We start from the raw sequence: 14,861 nt of genomic DNA on the forward strand, positions 1-14,861 counted from the left end.
GCGCCGCCGGAGGGTCTCCGCTAGGCTCGCGCCGATCGGGTCGTCTGGCGCGCTAGGGGTGTCCGCAAGTGTTCGAGTCCGTGCTCGTGGCGAACCGCGGGGAGATCGCCGGACGGATCGTGCGGACCGCCCGCGCGATGGGGCTCAAGGCCATCGCGGTGCACTCCGACGCCGACGAGGGGTTGCCGTTCGTCGCGGAGGCCGACGAGGCCGTCCTGATCGGGCCCGCCGACCCGGCTCGCAGCTACCTCAACGCCGCCGCGATCCTGGAGGCCGCGCGCCGGACGAACGCGCAGGCGATCCATCCCGGCGACGGCGTCCTCGCCGAGAGCGCCGCGTTCGCCCGGCAGGTCACGGACGCCGGCCTGGTCTGGGCCGGCCCGCCGCCGCTCGCCATCGCCCGGATGAGCGACAAGATCAACTCCCGGAACCTGATGCGGGAGGCGGGCGTCCCCGTCGGGCCCGCCGGCTGGGAACCGGTCCCGGACGCCGGCACCGCGGCCGAGGAGGCCGAGCGGATCGGCTACCCCGTCATGGTGAAGCCCGCCGCGGGCGACGGCGGCCTCGGCCTGGCCGTCGCGCACGACGCCGCGGGCCTGCGCCCCGCCTACGAGACGGCCCGCGCCGCCGCCGACCGCGTCTTCGGCCACGGCGCGGTGCTCCTGGAGCGGTACGTCCCGGGCGCCCTGCACATCGAGGTGCAGATCCTCGGCCTCGCGGACGGCGCGGTCCTCGCGCTCGGCGAGCGCGACTGCTCCGTCCAGCGCCGGTACCAGAAGATCGTCGAGGAGACGCCGTCGCCGGGCGTCACCCCCGCCCTCCGCGACCGCCTGCTGGCCGCCGCCGCCCGCGCGGGCGAGGCCGTCGGCTACCGGGGCGCGGGCAGCGTCGAGTTCCTCGTCGACCCCGCCGCGCAGGACTTCGCGTTCCTGGAGATGAGCACCCGGCTGCCGTCCGGGCACGTCGTCACCGAGATGGTCACCGGCATCGACCTCGTCGAGCAGCAGTTCCGCATCGCCGCCGGGGAGCCCGTCTCGTTCACGGACGCGACGCCGCGCGGCCACGCCGTCGCGTTCCGCGTCCACGCCGAGGACCCGCGGGAGTTCCGCCCCGGCTCCGGCGAGATCAAGGTGTGGGAGGAGCCCGCCGGCGACGGCATCCGCATCGACACCGGGTACGCCGAGGGCAACACCGTCACGGCGCACTACCACCCCCTGCTCGCCAAGCTGACCGTCCACGGCGACGACCGCGGCCACGCGCTCGCCCGCGCCGGGGCCGCCCTCGACGCGTTCCGCATCGAGGGCCCGCCGACGAACCTGCCCTTCCTGCGCGAGCTGCTCGGCGTCCCCGGGTTCGCGGACGGGACCTACGACACCGGGATCGTCGGCCGCATGCGCCCGACCGGCCCGTCGTAGAGCGCCGGCTCGTCGTAGAGTGGCGCCGTGCCCCGAGACGAGCCCGTGTACTGCGACCGCTGCGGCGAGCCCGCCGCCGAGGGCGCCCACGCGTCCTGCCGCGCCGCCCGCGAGATGGAGCCGCCCCGCTACTGCGCGCACTGCCGCCGCCGCATGATCGTCCAGGTCACGCCGCTCGGCTGGACGGCCCGCTGCTCGCGGCACGGCGCGCTGCAGGACGCGTCCTAGGACGCCGGCGCCGCCGCGAGCGCGGCGCCCCGGTCAGACACCGGTGGTCTTGCGGGGGTAGGAGACCTCGGGATCGGTCGCGACGTTCACCAGGTACGGAACGCCGGAGTCGAACGCGCGCCGCAGCGCCGGGCCGACCTCGTCCGGGCGGGTGACCAGCTCGCCGGCGCCGCCGAGCGCGCGGACCACCTCGTCGTAGCGGCAGTGCGGCTGGAGGTCGGCGGCCACGTCGTAGCCGTAGAGCATCCGCATCGGGTGCTTCTCCAGCCCCCAGGAGCCGTTGTTGCCCACGATCATCACGACCGGCAGGCCGTGCCGGACCAGGCTGTCGGCGTCCATCAGCGACAGCCCCGCGGCGCCGTCGCCGAGCAGCAGCACGACCTGGGCGGACGGCCGGGCGAGGCGGGCCGCGATCGCGTAGCCGAGGCCGGTGCCGAGGCACCCGTACGGGCCCGGGTCGAGCCAGCCGCCGGGCCGCCGCGGCTCGACGTACCTGCCCGCGTAGGAGACGAAGTCGCCGCCGTCCCCGATCACCACGGCGTCGTCGTCGAGGATCTTCGACAGCTCCCCGTAGACGCGCAGGGGGTGGATCGGGTCGGCGTCGGAGGTGAGCAGGTCGACGTCCTCGGCGATGGCGGCGCAGGTCGCGTCGCGCAGGCCGTCCCGCCAGGGCGCGTATCCGGCGGGGGAGACGCCCGCCTTCGCGCAGGCCGCGGCCAGGCTCCCGAAGACGAGCGACAGGTCGCCCGCGGCGGACGCGGCCGGCCGGACGTGGGCGGCGAGGGCCGACGGCGCGTCCGCGAGATGGACGACCTTGGCGGTCCCGTCGCCGAACGAGCCGTAGCCGAGGCGGAAGTCCAGCGGCGTCCCCGCGACGATGACGAGGTCGGCGTCGCCGAACGCGGTGCCCCGGGCGCGGGTGACGAGCAGCTCGTGCCCGGCCGGCAGGACGCCGCGGCCCTGCCCGTTGGCGACCACCGGCAGCCGCAGCTCCTCGGCGAACGCGCGGGCGGCCTCGTCGGCACCGTCCATCCACACGTCCGAGCCGAGGACGAGGACCGGCCGCCGCGCCGCCTTGAGCAGCCCGGCGACGCGGGCGAGCGCGTCGGGGTCGGCGGGCCGCTCCGGCGGCTCGGCCGGCCGCCGCGCGGCGTCCCGCCCGGCAGGGCCGAAGAGGTGGTCCATGTGGACGTCGAGGAAGACCGGGCCGCGGTGCGGCGCGGCGGCCGTCGTGAAGGCGCGGGCCACGTCGGCGGCGAGCGTGTCCGGCCCGCGGGCGGTCATCGCGAGCTTGGTGACCGGGGCGAGGATCGGCGGCTGGTCGAGCTCCTGGAGCGCGCCCGACCCCCACCGCCCGAGCGGCGCCCGGCCGCCGAGGACGACGACGGGGGACCCGTTGAACCAGGCCGTGGTGATCCCGCTGACGCCGTTGGTGACGCCCGGCCCGGCCGTCAGGACGGCGAGCCCGGTGCGGCGGGTGAGCCGGGCCGTCGCCTCCGCCGCGAACACGGCCGTCTGCTCGTGCCGGACGTCCACGATCCGCGGGACGGCGGCCGCGGCGGTTCCGGCGCCGTTCTCGCCGACGGCGCCGTCGTAGAGCGGGAACACGTGCCCGCCCGAGAGGGTGAACATCGTGTCGACGCCGTGCCCGCGGATCTCCGCGATGGCCGTGTCACCGCCGTGCCGAGCGCTCATGCACGCACGGTAACAAGCGGTCGTTTGGCTGCCCAGAGGGCGGCGGTTCCGATCAGGCGAGGTCCCGGCAGGACGACTCGCCCGGGAGCAGGGGACGGAGGCGGACCGAGTAGGTCTCGCCCTCGCTGCGCCAGGCGATGTCGGGCCCGGTGGCGGGGATCCTCTTCGGCGGGGCCAGCGTGCAGATGGCGCCCGCCACCTGGGCGCCCTTGCCGAGCGGGTCCAGCGGCCACGTCTTGACGGTGCCGCCGCCCGTCGTCGGGCCGGCGAGGACGGCCGTCCTCTCCGGCGCGTACGGCCGCGGCTCGGCGGCCTGGTCGGCCGCGGGCCAGCCGGCCGGGTCGAGCCTCTTGAGGAACCGCGCCTCCGGCCCGGCCTGCGACTCGGGCTGGATGATCCGGGTCGTCGCGCCGCCCATCCCGACCACGGTGATGATCGCGTCGGCGATCCGGTCGGAGCCGACCGTGTGCGAGCGGCCGAGCCCGGCGGCGCGGGCCTCGTCCAGCAGCCGCCTCAGCGCGTCCGGCTTCAGGCGGTACTCGGTCAGCCGGCCCTGGGAGGAGACGACGGCGCGTCCGGTGGAGTAGAGGGAGAACTCGGGGACGCTTCCCGGGCCGCCGAGGCCCGCGATGCCCCCGGTCTGCCGCCGCCGCAGGACGAGCCGCTCACCGGCGGGGGAGTCCTTGGCGGGGGACGAGGCGCCGGGCGACGAGGGCGAGGGCCCGGCGGTGCCGGAGCCGTCGTCCCCGCACGCGGTGAGCGCCGCGCAGGCCGCGAGGGCCGCGCAGGCGAGTGCCGGCGTCCGGTGGGAGCGTGTGTGCGGACCGGCCATGACGGTTGGACGCCCCGCCGCCGCCCCGGGTTCCGCCCGTGCCGGAGAAGTGAGGGGTCCGGCGGCGGGCCGGTCCGGGGCCCCGCGCTAGGGTGCCGCGTTGTGAGCGTTCTCGTTGTCTCCGGGACCTGCACGGGCGTGGGGAAGACCGTCGTGACCGCGGCTCTGGCCACGGTCGCCGCCGCGCGCGGCGCGTCGGTCGCCGTCGTCAAGCCCGGCCAGACGGGCGCCGGCGACGCCGATCCCGGCGACCTGGACGAGGTGCGGCGCCTCGCCGGCCTGGACGACGTGCACGAGTTCGCCCGGTTCCCCGATCCGCTGTCCCCGGCCGCCGCCGCGCGCCGGGCCGGGGTCCCGCCCGTCCGGCTGCCGGACGTGGCCGAGCGCGTCCGGGACCTCGCGGCGAGCCGCCGGCTGGTGCTGGTGGAGGGCGCGGGCGGGCTGCTCGTCCGCTACGACGACGAGGGGACGACGATCGCGGACCTGGCGCGCTGGCTCGGCGCCGCCGTGGTCGTCGTGGCCCGCCCCGACCTCGGCACCCTCAACCACACCGCGCTCACCCTGGAGGCGATGGCGCACCGCGGCGTGCAGCTCGCCGGGGTGGTGATCGGCGCCTGGCCGGACGACCCGGACCTCGCCATGCGCAGCAACATCCGCGACCTGGAGACCATCGCGGCCCGCCCGCTGGCGGGCGCGCTGCCCGCGGGCGCGGGCGCGCTGGACCCGGCGGAGTTCCTGCCGGTCGCGCACCGCGGCCTGGCCCCCTCGTTCGGCGGCGGCTTCGACGCCGCCGCGTTCCGCGACGGCTTCGGCCCCGACAAGGAGAACACGTGACCGACATCCTCGACATCGCCCGCCGCCAGGTGCTGGAGGAAGGCCGGGGCCTGTCCCGGGAGCAGGTCCTGGAGGCGCTGACCCTGCCGGACGACCGGCTGCAGGACCTGCTCGCGCTCGCCCACGACGTCCGGATGCGCTGGTGCGGCCCGGAGGTCGAGGTCGAGGGCATCGTGTCGCTGAAGACGGGCGGCTGCCCGGAGGACTGCCACTTCTGCTCGCAGTCCGGCACGTTCGAGTCGCCCGTCCGGTCGGTGTGGCTGAACATCCCGGACCTCGTCGAGGCGGCGCGGGAGACCGCGAAGACCGGCGCGACCGAGTTCTGCATCGTCGCCGCCGTCCGCGGCCCGGACGAGCGGCTCATGGCGCAGGTCCGCGAGGGCGTCAAGGCGATCAACGACGCCGTCGAGATCAACATCGCGTGCTCGCTCGGCATGCTCACGCAGGAGCAGGTGGACGAGCTGGCCGCGATGGGCGTCCACCGCTACAACCACAACCTGGAGACGGCCCGCTCCCACTTCCCCAGCGTGGTCACCACGCACACGTGGGAGGAGCGCTGGGACACCCTCCGCATGGTCAAGGACGCCGGCATGGAGGTGTGCTGCGGCGGCATCGTCGGCATGGGCGAGTCCGTCGAGCAGCGCGCCGAGTTCGCCGCGCAGCTCGCCGAGCTGGAACCCGACGAGGTCCCGCTGAACTTCCTCGCGCCCCGGCCCGGCACCCCGTTCGCCGACCGCCCGCTGGTCGAGGGCACGGAGGCGCTGAAGACGATCGCCGCGTTCCGGCTCGCCCTGCCCCGCACGATCCTCCGCTACGCCGGAGGCCGCGAGCTCACCCTCGGCGACCTCGGCACCCGCGACGGCATGCTCGGCGGCATCAACGCCATCATCGTCGGCAACTACCTCACCACCCTAGGCCGCCCCGCCCAGAAGGACCTGGACCTCCTGACCGACCTCCAGATGCCCATCAAGGCCCTCAGCCAGACCCTCTAGGACAGAGCCGGTCACGCTTTCCACGGCCTCCAGCGACCGGTGTCGATCTCGATGTCGAACGGCTCGGGCAGGTGGATCGGCTCTCCGAAATCCCATTCTTCGTCTGTCAGGACTTTCACGTCGAGTGACTCCTCCCTCACGGACTGCTCGCGGTCGCCGTAGAGAAGGGGTGCACCCAGCGTAGCCGGATCCTTCGAAACTGTGGTCGAAAGCTCCGGCTCGCGCGGAGGTCAGCGGCTGAGGCGGGTGATGAACTTGTAGCGGTCGCCCCGGTAGAGGGACTGGGCCCACTCGACCGGCTGGCCCGTGGTGTCGAAGGCGTGGCGGGAAAGGAGGAGCATCGGCAGGCCGACGTCCACGCCCAGGAGCTGGGCGTCGTGCGGGGTGGCGAGGACGGTCTCGATCGTCTCCTCCGCCTCGGTGAGGTGGACGTCGTAGGCGGTGGCGAGCGTCTCGTACAGGGGAGTGGTGGCGGGGGAGCTCGCGGCGCAGGCCGGGGAAGCGGCGGGCCGGGAGGTGGGACGTGTCGATCGACATGGGCTCGCCGTCGGCGAGGCGGAGCCGGTGGACGCGCAGGACGCGCCCGCCCGGACGGATGCAGAGGAGGGTGGCCAGCCGCTCGTCGGCGCTGACGTAGCCGGCCTCCAGGATGCGGGTCTCGGGGGCGCAGGCCGTGGTGCCGCATGTCCTCGGTGTAGCTGACGAGCTGGAGCTCCTGCGCGACCTTCGGCTTGGCGACGAAGGTGCCCTTGCCCTGGATGCGCTGGAGGCGTCCTTCGACGACGAGTTCGGCGAGGGCCTGGCGCACGGTGGTGCGGGACGTCTCGTACCTCTCGGCGAGCGTCCGCTCGGGCGGCAGCGGGCTGCCGGCCGGCAGCGACTGGATGAGCTCGACCAGCAGCTCTTTGAGCTTGTAGTACTTGGGGATCCGGGGTGCCTGGTTCGGGTGGCGCTTACCGAGGTCGCCGAGCGACGTCCGGTCGTACCCGTGCTCGAATCCGCCCCCGTGCCGGGGCCCGCCCCTGACCTCCGTCACGGCATCTCCTCACGTTCATCACGGGTTCTCCCGATGTTATGTGTGAAGACTACGGGCGGTAGAACACGCCACTTCGGCCAGGGCCGCCCGGAGGCGTGTGAGGTCGGCCTCGCCGAGGGTGGCGCGGGCGGTGAGGCGGAGGCACGCGCGGCCCTTCGGGACGGACGGCGGACGGAAGCATCCGACGCGGAGACCGTGCTCAGCGCAGATCGCGGCGGCCCGGACGGCGGCCTGCGGCTCGCCCAGGAACACCGGGACCACGGCCGCGGCCGGGTCGGTGGTCTCCAGGCCGGAACCGGCCGCGAGCTCCGCCAGCCGGATCGCGCGGTCGCGCGCGCGGCCCGGCAGCCCCGGCTCGGATTCGAGGACGTCCAGCGCGGCGAGCGCGGCGCCGGCGGCCGGCGGGTTCAGCCCGGTGTCGAAGATGAACGACCGCCCGGTGTCGACGAGCGTGTCGATCACCTCCGGGGCGCCGAGCACCGCGCCGCCCTGGGAGCCGAGCGACTTGGACAGGGTGAGGGTGAGGACCACGTCGGGTTCGCCGGCGAGCCCGGCCGCGTGCGCGGCGCCCCGGCCGCCGTCGCCGACGACGCCGAGCGCGTGCGCCTCGTCGATCACGAGCAGCGCGCCGTGCGCCCGGACGGCCGCGTGCAGGGCGGCCAGCGGGGCCAGGTCGCCGTCCACGGAGAACACCGCGTCGGTGACCACGAGGGCGTCGTCCTCCTCGCGCTCGGCGAGGGCCTGCTCGACGGCGGCGGTGTCCCGGTGCGGGACGATCACGACGCGGGCCCGCGACAGCCGGCACGCGTCCACGATCGAGGCGTGGTTGACCTGGTCGGACAGCACGAGCGTGCCGGGGCCGGCGAGGGCGGTGACGGCGCCGAGGTTGGCCAGGAAGCCGGAGGAGAACACCAGGCCGGCGGCGCTCCCGGTGAACGCGGCGAGCCGGCGGTCCAGCTCGGCGTGCAGCTCGGTCGTCCCGGTGACCAGGCGCGATCCGGTGGAGCCGGTGCCCCACGCGCGGGCGGCGGCCGCCGCGCCCTCGGCCAGCCGGGGGTCGCCGGCGAGGCCCAGGTAGTCGTTGGACGCCAGGTCGGTGAGCCCGTCGGGGCGGGGGCGGGGGCGGGGGCGCAGCGTGCGGCGCAGCCCGGCTTCGGCGCGCCGCGCGGCCGCGTCCCGGAGCCGCGCCAGGGGGTCTGCTCCTGCGGTCATGCGTGGATCCTGCCAGGTCGCGCGGGGCGCGGGGCACCCGCCCCCGCACCAGGAACGATGGGCGATGATGGTCGCGTGCCTACCTTGACCGATCTGGTCCGCGATCACACCGATCTGACCGACACCGATCTGGAGTGGCTGCACGCGCTGGTCTCGGACTGGCAGCTGCTGGCCGACCTGTCGTTCGCGGACCTGCTGCTGTGGGTGCCGCTGCGGTCGGCGGACGCGCTGCCCGCCGACGGGACGTCGCGTCCCGGCCGCGGCAAGCGGCCCGCCCTCGACACCGGGGAGGTCGTCCCCGGCTGGGTGGCGATCGCGCAGATGCGCCCGACGACCGGCCCGACCGCCTACCCGGAGGACCTCGTCGGCAAGGTCGTCCGGACGGAGCGGCGCAAGCTGATCGACGTCGCGTGGCGGGAGCGCCGGATCGTGCGGGAGGGCGACCCGGAGTGGGGCAGCGGCATCCCGGTCCGGGAGGAGTCGATCCCGGTCCGGCGCGGCGCCAAGGTGCTCGGGGTGATCCAGCGCAGCACGAACCTCAGCTCGGCGCGCACGCCGTCCCGGCTGGAGCTGACCTACCTGCAGAGCGCCAGCGACCTCGCCACGATGATCTCCGAGGGGCGGTTCCCGGTGCCGGGCGAGGAGCCGAACCTGGTCCGCTCGCCGCGCGTCGGTGACGGGCTGATGCGGCTGGACCGGGCCGGAAAGGTCACCTACGCGAGCCCGAACGCGCAGTCGGCGTACCGGCGGCTCGGCTTCCCCGCGGACCTGGTCGGCGAGGCGCTCGGGCAGGTCACCGCCGACCTGTGCGACACCGGCGAGCCGATGGAGGAGGCGCTCAGCGTCGTGCTGTCCGGCCGGGCGCCGCGCGAGGTGGAGGTCGAGTCGCGCGGGTCGGTCATGCAGCTGCGGACGATCCCGCTGGTCGTCGGCGGGACGCGGATCGGCGCGGTGGTGCTGTGCCGGGACGTCACCGAGCTGCGGTGGCGGGACCGGGAGCTGATGACCAAGGACGCCACCATCCGGGAGATCCACCACCGGGTGAAGAACAACCTGCAGACGGTCGCCGCGCTGCTGCGGCTGCAGGCCCGCCGGCTGCGCATCCCGGAGGGGCGGGCCGCGCTGGACGAGGCCGTCCGGCGCGTGGGGTCCATCGCGATCGTGCACGAGACGCTGTCGCACACCCCCGACGAGCTGATCGACTTCGACGACATCGCCGACCGGGTGATCACGATGGCGGGGGAGGTGTCCACGCCGGAGACGAAGGTGGCGCCGAAGCGCACCGGCAGCTTCGGCGTCCTGCCCGCCGAGGTCGCGACCCCGCTGGCGATGGCGCTCACCGAGCTGCTGCAGAACGCCCTCGAACACGGGCTCACCCACCGGTTCGGGACGCTGGAGGTCGTCGCGCACCGCTACGGCGAGGGCGAGACGCCCCGCGACCCGGGCGGCGTCCCGGTCTGGGGCGAGTGGCCCGCGCCCGGCGCGGACGAGCCCCGGACCACCGGCGGCGACGGGCCCCGGGCGTCCGGCGACGCGCCCCCGGTGGGGCGGCGCCTCGTGACGATCGTCGCCGACGACGGCGTGGGGCTGCCGGAGGACTTCGACGTGGAGAGCAGCAACAGCCTGGGCCTGCAGATCGTCCGGACGCTGATCGTCGGGGAGCTCGGCGGCCGTCTCGACTTCCGCCCGCGCCCCGGCGGCGGCACCGAGGTCGTCGTCGACATCCCCCTGGACCATCACCACGGCCCCGGCCGGAACTGAGGGGCCGGGGCCGATGTCATCAGTACGGCGCGAGCCGTTACTGCGCTTGGAACAGGAAGTTCAGATGCGGGCGCGGGTGCGCGCGCGGGACGCCCGGCGCTTCAGGGCGCGGCGCTCGTCCTCGCCCATGCCGCCCCAGACGCCCGAGTCCTGGCCGGACTCCAGCGCCCAGCGGAGGCAGGCGTCGCTGACGTCGCAACGCCGGCACACCTGCTTGGCCTCCTCGATCTGCAGGATCGCGGGCCCGGTGTTGCCGATGGGGAAGAACAGCTCGGGGTCCACGTCACGGCAGGCTGCGCGGTGGCGCCAGTCCATGCGGTCCACTCCTTCGTCAGGTGGTGGAGACACACCACACTTGTGAACGGTTTCACATGTCGCGAACGCCCGGGGTGGCGGTGGCCAGGTCCAGGGGTGGTTGTTCGGCGGCGCTGCGAGCAGGGGACCTACGGCGTTGGGGCCCTCTGTCGATCGGCGCACTTCGAGCGTGTCAGGGGGTACCGGACGGCGCAAGACCTTTGAGAAAGGATTCTCAAAGTATGGGTGTCGCATGTGTCACATACGCGGGACGACCGTGTTACTTGGCTCTCACCTTGCGACGCCGCCGTCCTCAAATGACGATGCGGATCGCCTTCGGGACCGATCGGAACGTCACGCTCCTGTGCTCGCCGAGGTAGTCGCCGTCGAGTTGGAAGGCCACCGGGCGGTCGGCGCACAGGGTGACCTCCGCCGCGTCGTGCACGTTCACCACCTGCCTACCCTGCACGGGGCGGTGCCGCGCGGTCAGCATCTGGGCCAGCGCCCCGACCGTCGGGCCCACCTCCAGGGAACGCATCCCGAACACGTCCAGGCCTCGAGAGAAGTTCGCCTTCGGACTCGGATTCACCGGCAGCCGGCCCATGAAAGTCCACGGCGACGTATTGGAGATGAACGCCAGGAACAGCCCCGATTTCGGCGGGCGGCCCGGCTGCTCCAAAGTCAGCGCGGGACGCCGCCGGTCGGTGCCGGAGAAGAAATGGCGGACGGCCGTGCGCACGTACAGCGACGGGTCGGCCCGGACCCCGGCCGCGCGCCGCCGCTCCACCTCCCGGACGACCTCCGCGTCGAGCCCCACCCCCGCGCAGAACGTGAAGTACCGCTCGGTGCCGCCCGGGTGGCGGGCCGTGCCGAGCCCGACCGTCCGGTGCCGCCCGGCCCGCAGCGCCTCCAGCACCGCCTTCGTCGAGCCGATCGGGTCGTCGGGCAGGCCGAGCGCGCGGGCGAACACGTTCGCGCTCCCGGACGGCAGCACCGCCAGCGCCGGCAGGTCCGGGGACGGCCCCTCGGCGAGCAGCCCGTTCACCGCCTCGTTGACCGTCCCGTCGCCGCCGAGCGCGATCACGACGTCGTAGCCGTCCACCGCGGCCTGCCGGGCCAGTTCGGTCGCGTGGCCGCGGTGGCCGGTCTCGGCGAGGACGAGGTCGAGGTCGCCGGTGAAGGCCCGCATCAGGATGTCGCGGGCCCGCCGGGAGGTGGAGGTCGCCTTGGGGTTGGCGATGAGCACAGCGCGCACGGCGCCAGGGTATCGATCGTTCCGGACGCGTTCGGCGGCCCTTTCCCTCCGGGACGGGCCGCGGCCGGGTGCGAGTAGGGTTTCGGGGTGTGACCAAGCGTCCCTTCACCGTGCGGGCCGCCGCCGCCCTCGAGGCCGCGGAGGGGCTCGCCGCCGCCGGCTTCGGGGTCTTCACCGGCGTCGAGACCGCCGTCGGAGCCGCCGTCGACCCGGCCAGCGCGATCGGGGTCACCGTCCTCGCGCTCGCCGGCGGGCTCGGCATGCTGGCGTGCGCCCGCGGCCTGCTGCGCGCCGACCAGTGGAGCCGCGCCCCCACGGTGCTGACCCAGCTGTTCGCGCTGCCGATCGCCTGGTCGCTGTGGCAGAGCGACCGTCCCGCGATCGCGCTCCCGATGGCGGTCGTCGCCGTCCTCGCGCTGATCGCCGTCCTCAGCCCGCCGAGCACCGCCTGGCTCGTCTACGACCACGACGAGGACGGGGACGAGGAGAAGGACGGAGAGGGCGGTGAGCCCGCCGTCCCGGCCACCGCGTCGAAGGCGGGGAAGGCGCCCGCCGCGGACGAGACGGACGCGAAGGAGCCGCGCTCCCTCGGGCAGCGCCTCAAGGACCGCCTGAAAGAGCAGCCCACCAAGGACTGACCGGAAACGGCCGAGGGCCCCGGAGAACGCTCCGGGGCCCTCGTGACGTTCCTCGCCCGCCCTCACTCGTCGGCGGTCAGGCCCTCCCGGAGCTGCGCCAGCGTGCGGGCGAGCAGCCGGGACACGTGCATCTGGGAGATGCCGAGCTCGGCGGCGATCTGCGACTGCGTCATGTTGCCGAAGAACCGCAGCAGCAGGATCTTCTTCTCGCGCGCCGGAAGCTTCTCCAGCAGTGGCTTGAGGGACTCGCGGTACTCCACGCCCTCCAGCGACTCGTCCACCATGCCGAGCGAGTCGGCCACCGCGGGGGCGTCCTCGTCGCCGGAGTCGGGGGCGTCGAGGGACACCGTGGAGTAGGCGTTCGCCGACTCCAGGCCCTCCAGCACCTCCTCCTCGCTCATCTGCAGGTGCGCGGCCAGCTCGCTGACCGTCGGCGCGCGGCCCTCGCGCTGGGCGAGATCGCTGATCGCCTTCGTCAGCGACAGCTTCAGCTCCTGGAGCCGGCGCGGGACCCGCACCGCCCAGCCCTTGTCGCGGAAGTGCCGCTTGATCTCACCGACGATCGTGGGCGTGGCGTAGGTGGAGAACTCCACACCGCGCTCCAGGTCGAACCGGTCGATCGACTTGATCAGGCCGATGGTGGCGACCTGGATCAGGTCGTCCAGCCATTCGCCCCTGTTGCGGAACCGGCGGGCGAGGTACTCCACCAGCGGCAGGTGCAGCTCCACGAGTTGGTCGCGGATGCGCTGGCGCTCCGGGTCGCCCTCCGGGAGCTCGGTGAGCCGCTCGAACAGGGCGCGCGCCCGCGCCCGGTCGGGCACGGCGCTCTCCGACCGCTCGGTACTCGCGCCGGCGACGGTCGTCTGCTCCGTGGTCGTCTTCTCCGTCACGGGGCCCCCGCCGCACCGCGCCGCTTCTGCAGTGTCACCGTGACCCGGTCGTCGGCGCCCACCCGGGCGTCGACCTCACCGGCGAGCGACGACAGGACGGTCCAGGCGAACGTGTCGCGGCTGGGCTCCTCGCCGTCCACCGTGAGGACCGACACGGAGATCCGCATCGCGTCACCGGTCAACTCGAACTCGCAGGTCAGATCCGTACCTGGCACCGCCTGCGCGAGCAGCATCGCGCACGCCTCGTCGACGGCGATGCGCAGGTCCTCTATCTCGTCCAGCGTGAAGTCCAGCCTGGCCGCCAGCCCCGCGGTAGCGGTCCGCAGCACGGACAGGTAGGCGCTCGCGGCGGGCAGCCTCACCGTCACCACGTCGCGGACGGACAGCTTCGTACTTGCCGGCATTGCAGCGGTTTCCTCGGTCACGTCACTCCCTCGCAGGATGGTCCCGCTGCCTTCGAAACTACCGCCTAGACGACGTGCTACGAGACTCCGGCGCGGTGTTTGCTGGCATTTCTCTCCTCCTTCGGGCGCTGGGCGCCCTCCTGTGTTTATTGCAGTGCCCTCCTCCTTCGGGCCTGGCGGCCCTCCATCGTCGGGCACTGCGGGCGATCGCTGCATCGCTCCGACTCGCCTTGCGGCTCGCTTCGCGATCAGGTTCTCGCTTCGCTTGAACCTGCCTTCGGACGCGATCGCAACCATTGGGGTTGTTGCGGGGTAGCGGTGGTGGTTGGGGTTCGTGCGGAACGGGGGGTGCTGGTGGTGCGTCCGTTCCGGTCAGGTGGTCGGGAGTAGGGCTCCTCGGTGGGTTATTACCTTGGCGGCCAGGGTGGTTGCTTCTTCGGCGGCTTTGCGGCGGGACGTTCCTGACAGGCGGGAGGCCAGGTAGGCGCCGTTGTAGGCGTCGCCGGCGGCGGTGGTGTCGATCACCTTTACGGCGGGGAGGGCGGGGACGTGTTCCTCGGTGGTGGGGTCGGCGATCACGCTGCCCTGGGCGCCCAGCTTGACGGCGATCTCGGTTACGCCGGCTTCGCGGAGGCGTTTGATGGCGTCGGTGGGGGTCTCGTCGCCGAAGACGGCGCGGTCGTCGGTGAGGGTGGGCAGGGCCACGTCGGTGCGGGCCAGGACGGCCCGCATGGCGGACGCGGCGGCTTCGGGGGACGGCCAGCCCGCCGGGCGGTAGTTGCCGTCGAAGGCGACCAGGCCGCCGCGCCGGCGGGTCTCGTCCAGGACGGTCAGCAGGCGCCCGCGGGCTTCGGGGGGCAGGATCGAGAGGGTGATGCCGGAGAGGTAGACGAGGTCGTGGGCCGCGATGGCTTCGTCGAGTTCCAGGGGGTGGGCGGGGCCGAAGAGCCCTCGGGCCGCTGATTGGGAGCGGTAGTAGTGGAACGTCCGCTCGCCGTCTGCGTCGGTGCGGATGAGGTAGAGGCCTGCCCGGCCGCCGGGGACGGCGCGGGTGTGGTCGGAGCCGACTCCGTGGGCCGCCCACGCGGCCCTCATCTGGGTGCTGTACGGGTCGTCGCCGACGAGCGTGACGAACTGGACGTCGGCGGTGCCGGGGGACGCGCTCCTGGCCAGGTACGCGGCGGTGTTGAAGACGTCACCGGCGTAGCCGAGCGCGAGCCGGTCCGCGGAGACGTGGCTGAGCTCGACCATGCACTCGCCGATCAGGGCGATGCGGGCGGGACGGGGACGCGGACTGTCCAGGGTGCGCACGGCGATTCCTCTCTGTCCCGGGCGACGATACATCTAGACAGCAAGTCATCTGATGACTAAGACT

The 14,861-nt window shown here is 74.0% G+C and carries 14 protein-coding genes and 1 pseudogene; 6 read left to right on the plus strand and 9 right to left on the minus strand.

What is annotated here, in order from left to right; genetic code table 11:
• Window positions 1–68: 68 nt before the first annotated feature.
• The gene (locus tag K8Z49_RS41155; protein ID WP_412516731.1) at window positions 69–1,415 is read left to right on the plus strand and encodes an acetyl/propionyl/methylcrotonyl-CoA carboxylase subunit alpha; all 1,347 of its coding nucleotides are present in this window, start codon (window positions 69–71) and stop codon (window positions 1,413–1,415) included.
• Window positions 1,416–1,442: 27 nt separating this feature from the next.
• Window positions 1,443–1,643, plus strand: a complete 201-nt coding sequence (locus tag K8Z49_RS41160; RefSeq protein ID WP_235206428.1) for a hypothetical protein — start codon at window positions 1,443–1,445, stop codon at window positions 1,641–1,643.
• 33 nt (window positions 1,644–1,676) lie between these two features.
• Here the strand turns inward: K8Z49_RS41160 and K8Z49_RS41165 are convergent, their stop codons facing one another.
• Together K8Z49_RS41165 and K8Z49_RS41170 are read right to left on the minus strand one after the other, a co-directional pair.
• Complete coding sequence (locus K8Z49_RS41165) at window positions 1,677–3,338, minus strand: acetolactate synthase (RefSeq protein ID WP_021597367.1); 1,662 nt, start codon at window positions 3,336–3,338, stop codon at window positions 1,677–1,679.
• Window positions 3,339–3,390: 52 nt separating this feature from the next.
• Window positions 3,391–4,170 (minus strand): hypothetical protein, encoded by a 780-nt coding sequence (locus K8Z49_RS41170; protein ID WP_024935406.1) that lies wholly within the window; start codon window positions 4,168–4,170, stop codon window positions 3,391–3,393.
• A gap of 102 nt (window positions 4,171–4,272) precedes the next feature.
• On the opposite strand from K8Z49_RS41170, the gene bioD reads away from it, so the two are divergent.
• Together bioD and bioB are read left to right on the plus strand one after the other, a co-directional pair.
• Complete coding sequence (gene bioD, locus K8Z49_RS41175) at window positions 4,273–5,004, plus strand: dethiobiotin synthase (protein ID WP_024935407.1); 732 nt, start codon at window positions 4,273–4,275, stop codon at window positions 5,002–5,004.
• Window positions 5,001–5,996 (plus strand): biotin synthase BioB, encoded by a 996-nt coding sequence (gene bioB / locus K8Z49_RS41180; protein ID WP_250373674.1) that lies wholly within the window; start codon window positions 5,001–5,003, stop codon window positions 5,994–5,996. The genes bioD and bioB overlap by 4 nt, the downstream gene beginning before the upstream one ends.
• Before the next feature lie 230 nt (window positions 5,997–6,226).
• On the opposite strand, the pseudogene K8Z49_RS41185 reads toward bioB, so the two are convergent.
• A pseudogene (locus K8Z49_RS41185) lies at window positions 6,227–6,924 on the minus strand (GntR family transcriptional regulator).
• Between the two features lie 144 nt (window positions 6,925–7,068).
• On the minus strand, window positions 7,069–8,244 hold the full coding sequence (locus tag K8Z49_RS41190; protein ID WP_412516732.1) for an 8-amino-7-oxononanoate synthase: 1,176 nt from the start codon (window positions 8,242–8,244) through the stop codon (window positions 7,069–7,071).
• 75 nt (window positions 8,245–8,319) lie between these two features.
• On the opposite strand from K8Z49_RS41190, the gene K8Z49_RS41195 reads away from it, so the two are divergent.
• On the plus strand, window positions 8,320–10,005 hold the full coding sequence (locus K8Z49_RS41195) for a sensor histidine kinase (protein ID WP_024935409.1): 1,686 nt from the start codon (window positions 8,320–8,322) through the stop codon (window positions 10,003–10,005).
• A gap of 60 nt (window positions 10,006–10,065) precedes the next feature.
• On the opposite strand, the gene K8Z49_RS41200 is transcribed toward K8Z49_RS41195, so the two are convergent.
• Both K8Z49_RS41200 and K8Z49_RS41205 read right to left on the minus strand, forming a co-directional pair.
• Complete coding sequence (locus K8Z49_RS41200; protein ID WP_021598588.1) at window positions 10,066–10,320, minus strand: WhiB family transcriptional regulator; 255 nt, start codon at window positions 10,318–10,320, stop codon at window positions 10,066–10,068.
• 292 nt (window positions 10,321–10,612) lie between these two features.
• The gene (locus tag K8Z49_RS41205; protein WP_024935410.1) at window positions 10,613–11,554 is read right to left on the minus strand and encodes a diacylglycerol/lipid kinase family protein; all 942 of its coding nucleotides are present in this window, start codon (window positions 11,552–11,554) and stop codon (window positions 10,613–10,615) included.
• A gap of 89 nt (window positions 11,555–11,643) precedes the next feature.
• Between K8Z49_RS41205 and K8Z49_RS41210 the strand changes: the two genes are divergently transcribed.
• Window positions 11,644–12,192, plus strand: coding sequence for a hypothetical protein (locus tag K8Z49_RS41210; RefSeq protein ID WP_177287756.1), 549 nt, complete (start codon window positions 11,644–11,646; stop codon window positions 12,190–12,192).
• A gap of 62 nt (window positions 12,193–12,254) precedes the next feature.
• Here K8Z49_RS41210 and K8Z49_RS41215 read toward each other — a convergent pair whose 3' ends face one another.
• The 3 genes from K8Z49_RS41215 to K8Z49_RS41225 form a co-directional block, all read right to left on the minus strand.
• Entirely contained in the window at window positions 12,255–13,013 is a 759-nt protein-coding gene (locus tag K8Z49_RS41215; RefSeq protein ID WP_024935411.1) for an RNA polymerase sigma factor SigF, read from the minus strand.
• A 65-nt stretch (window positions 13,014–13,078) separates the two neighbouring features.
• Window positions 13,079–13,507 (minus strand): anti-sigma factor, encoded by a 429-nt coding sequence (locus tag K8Z49_RS41220; protein ID WP_024935412.1) that lies wholly within the window; start codon window positions 13,505–13,507, stop codon window positions 13,079–13,081.
• A gap of 351 nt (window positions 13,508–13,858) precedes the next feature.
• Window positions 13,859–14,797, minus strand: coding sequence for a sugar kinase (locus K8Z49_RS41225; protein ID WP_412516733.1), 939 nt, complete (start codon window positions 14,795–14,797; stop codon window positions 13,859–13,861).
• Window positions 14,798–14,861: the final 64 nt, after the last annotated feature.

Source organism: Actinomadura madurae, from assembly GCF_047130825.1.
GTDB classification, from domain to species: domain Bacteria; phylum Actinomycetota; class Actinomycetes; order Streptosporangiales; family Streptosporangiaceae; genus Spirillospora; species Spirillospora madurae.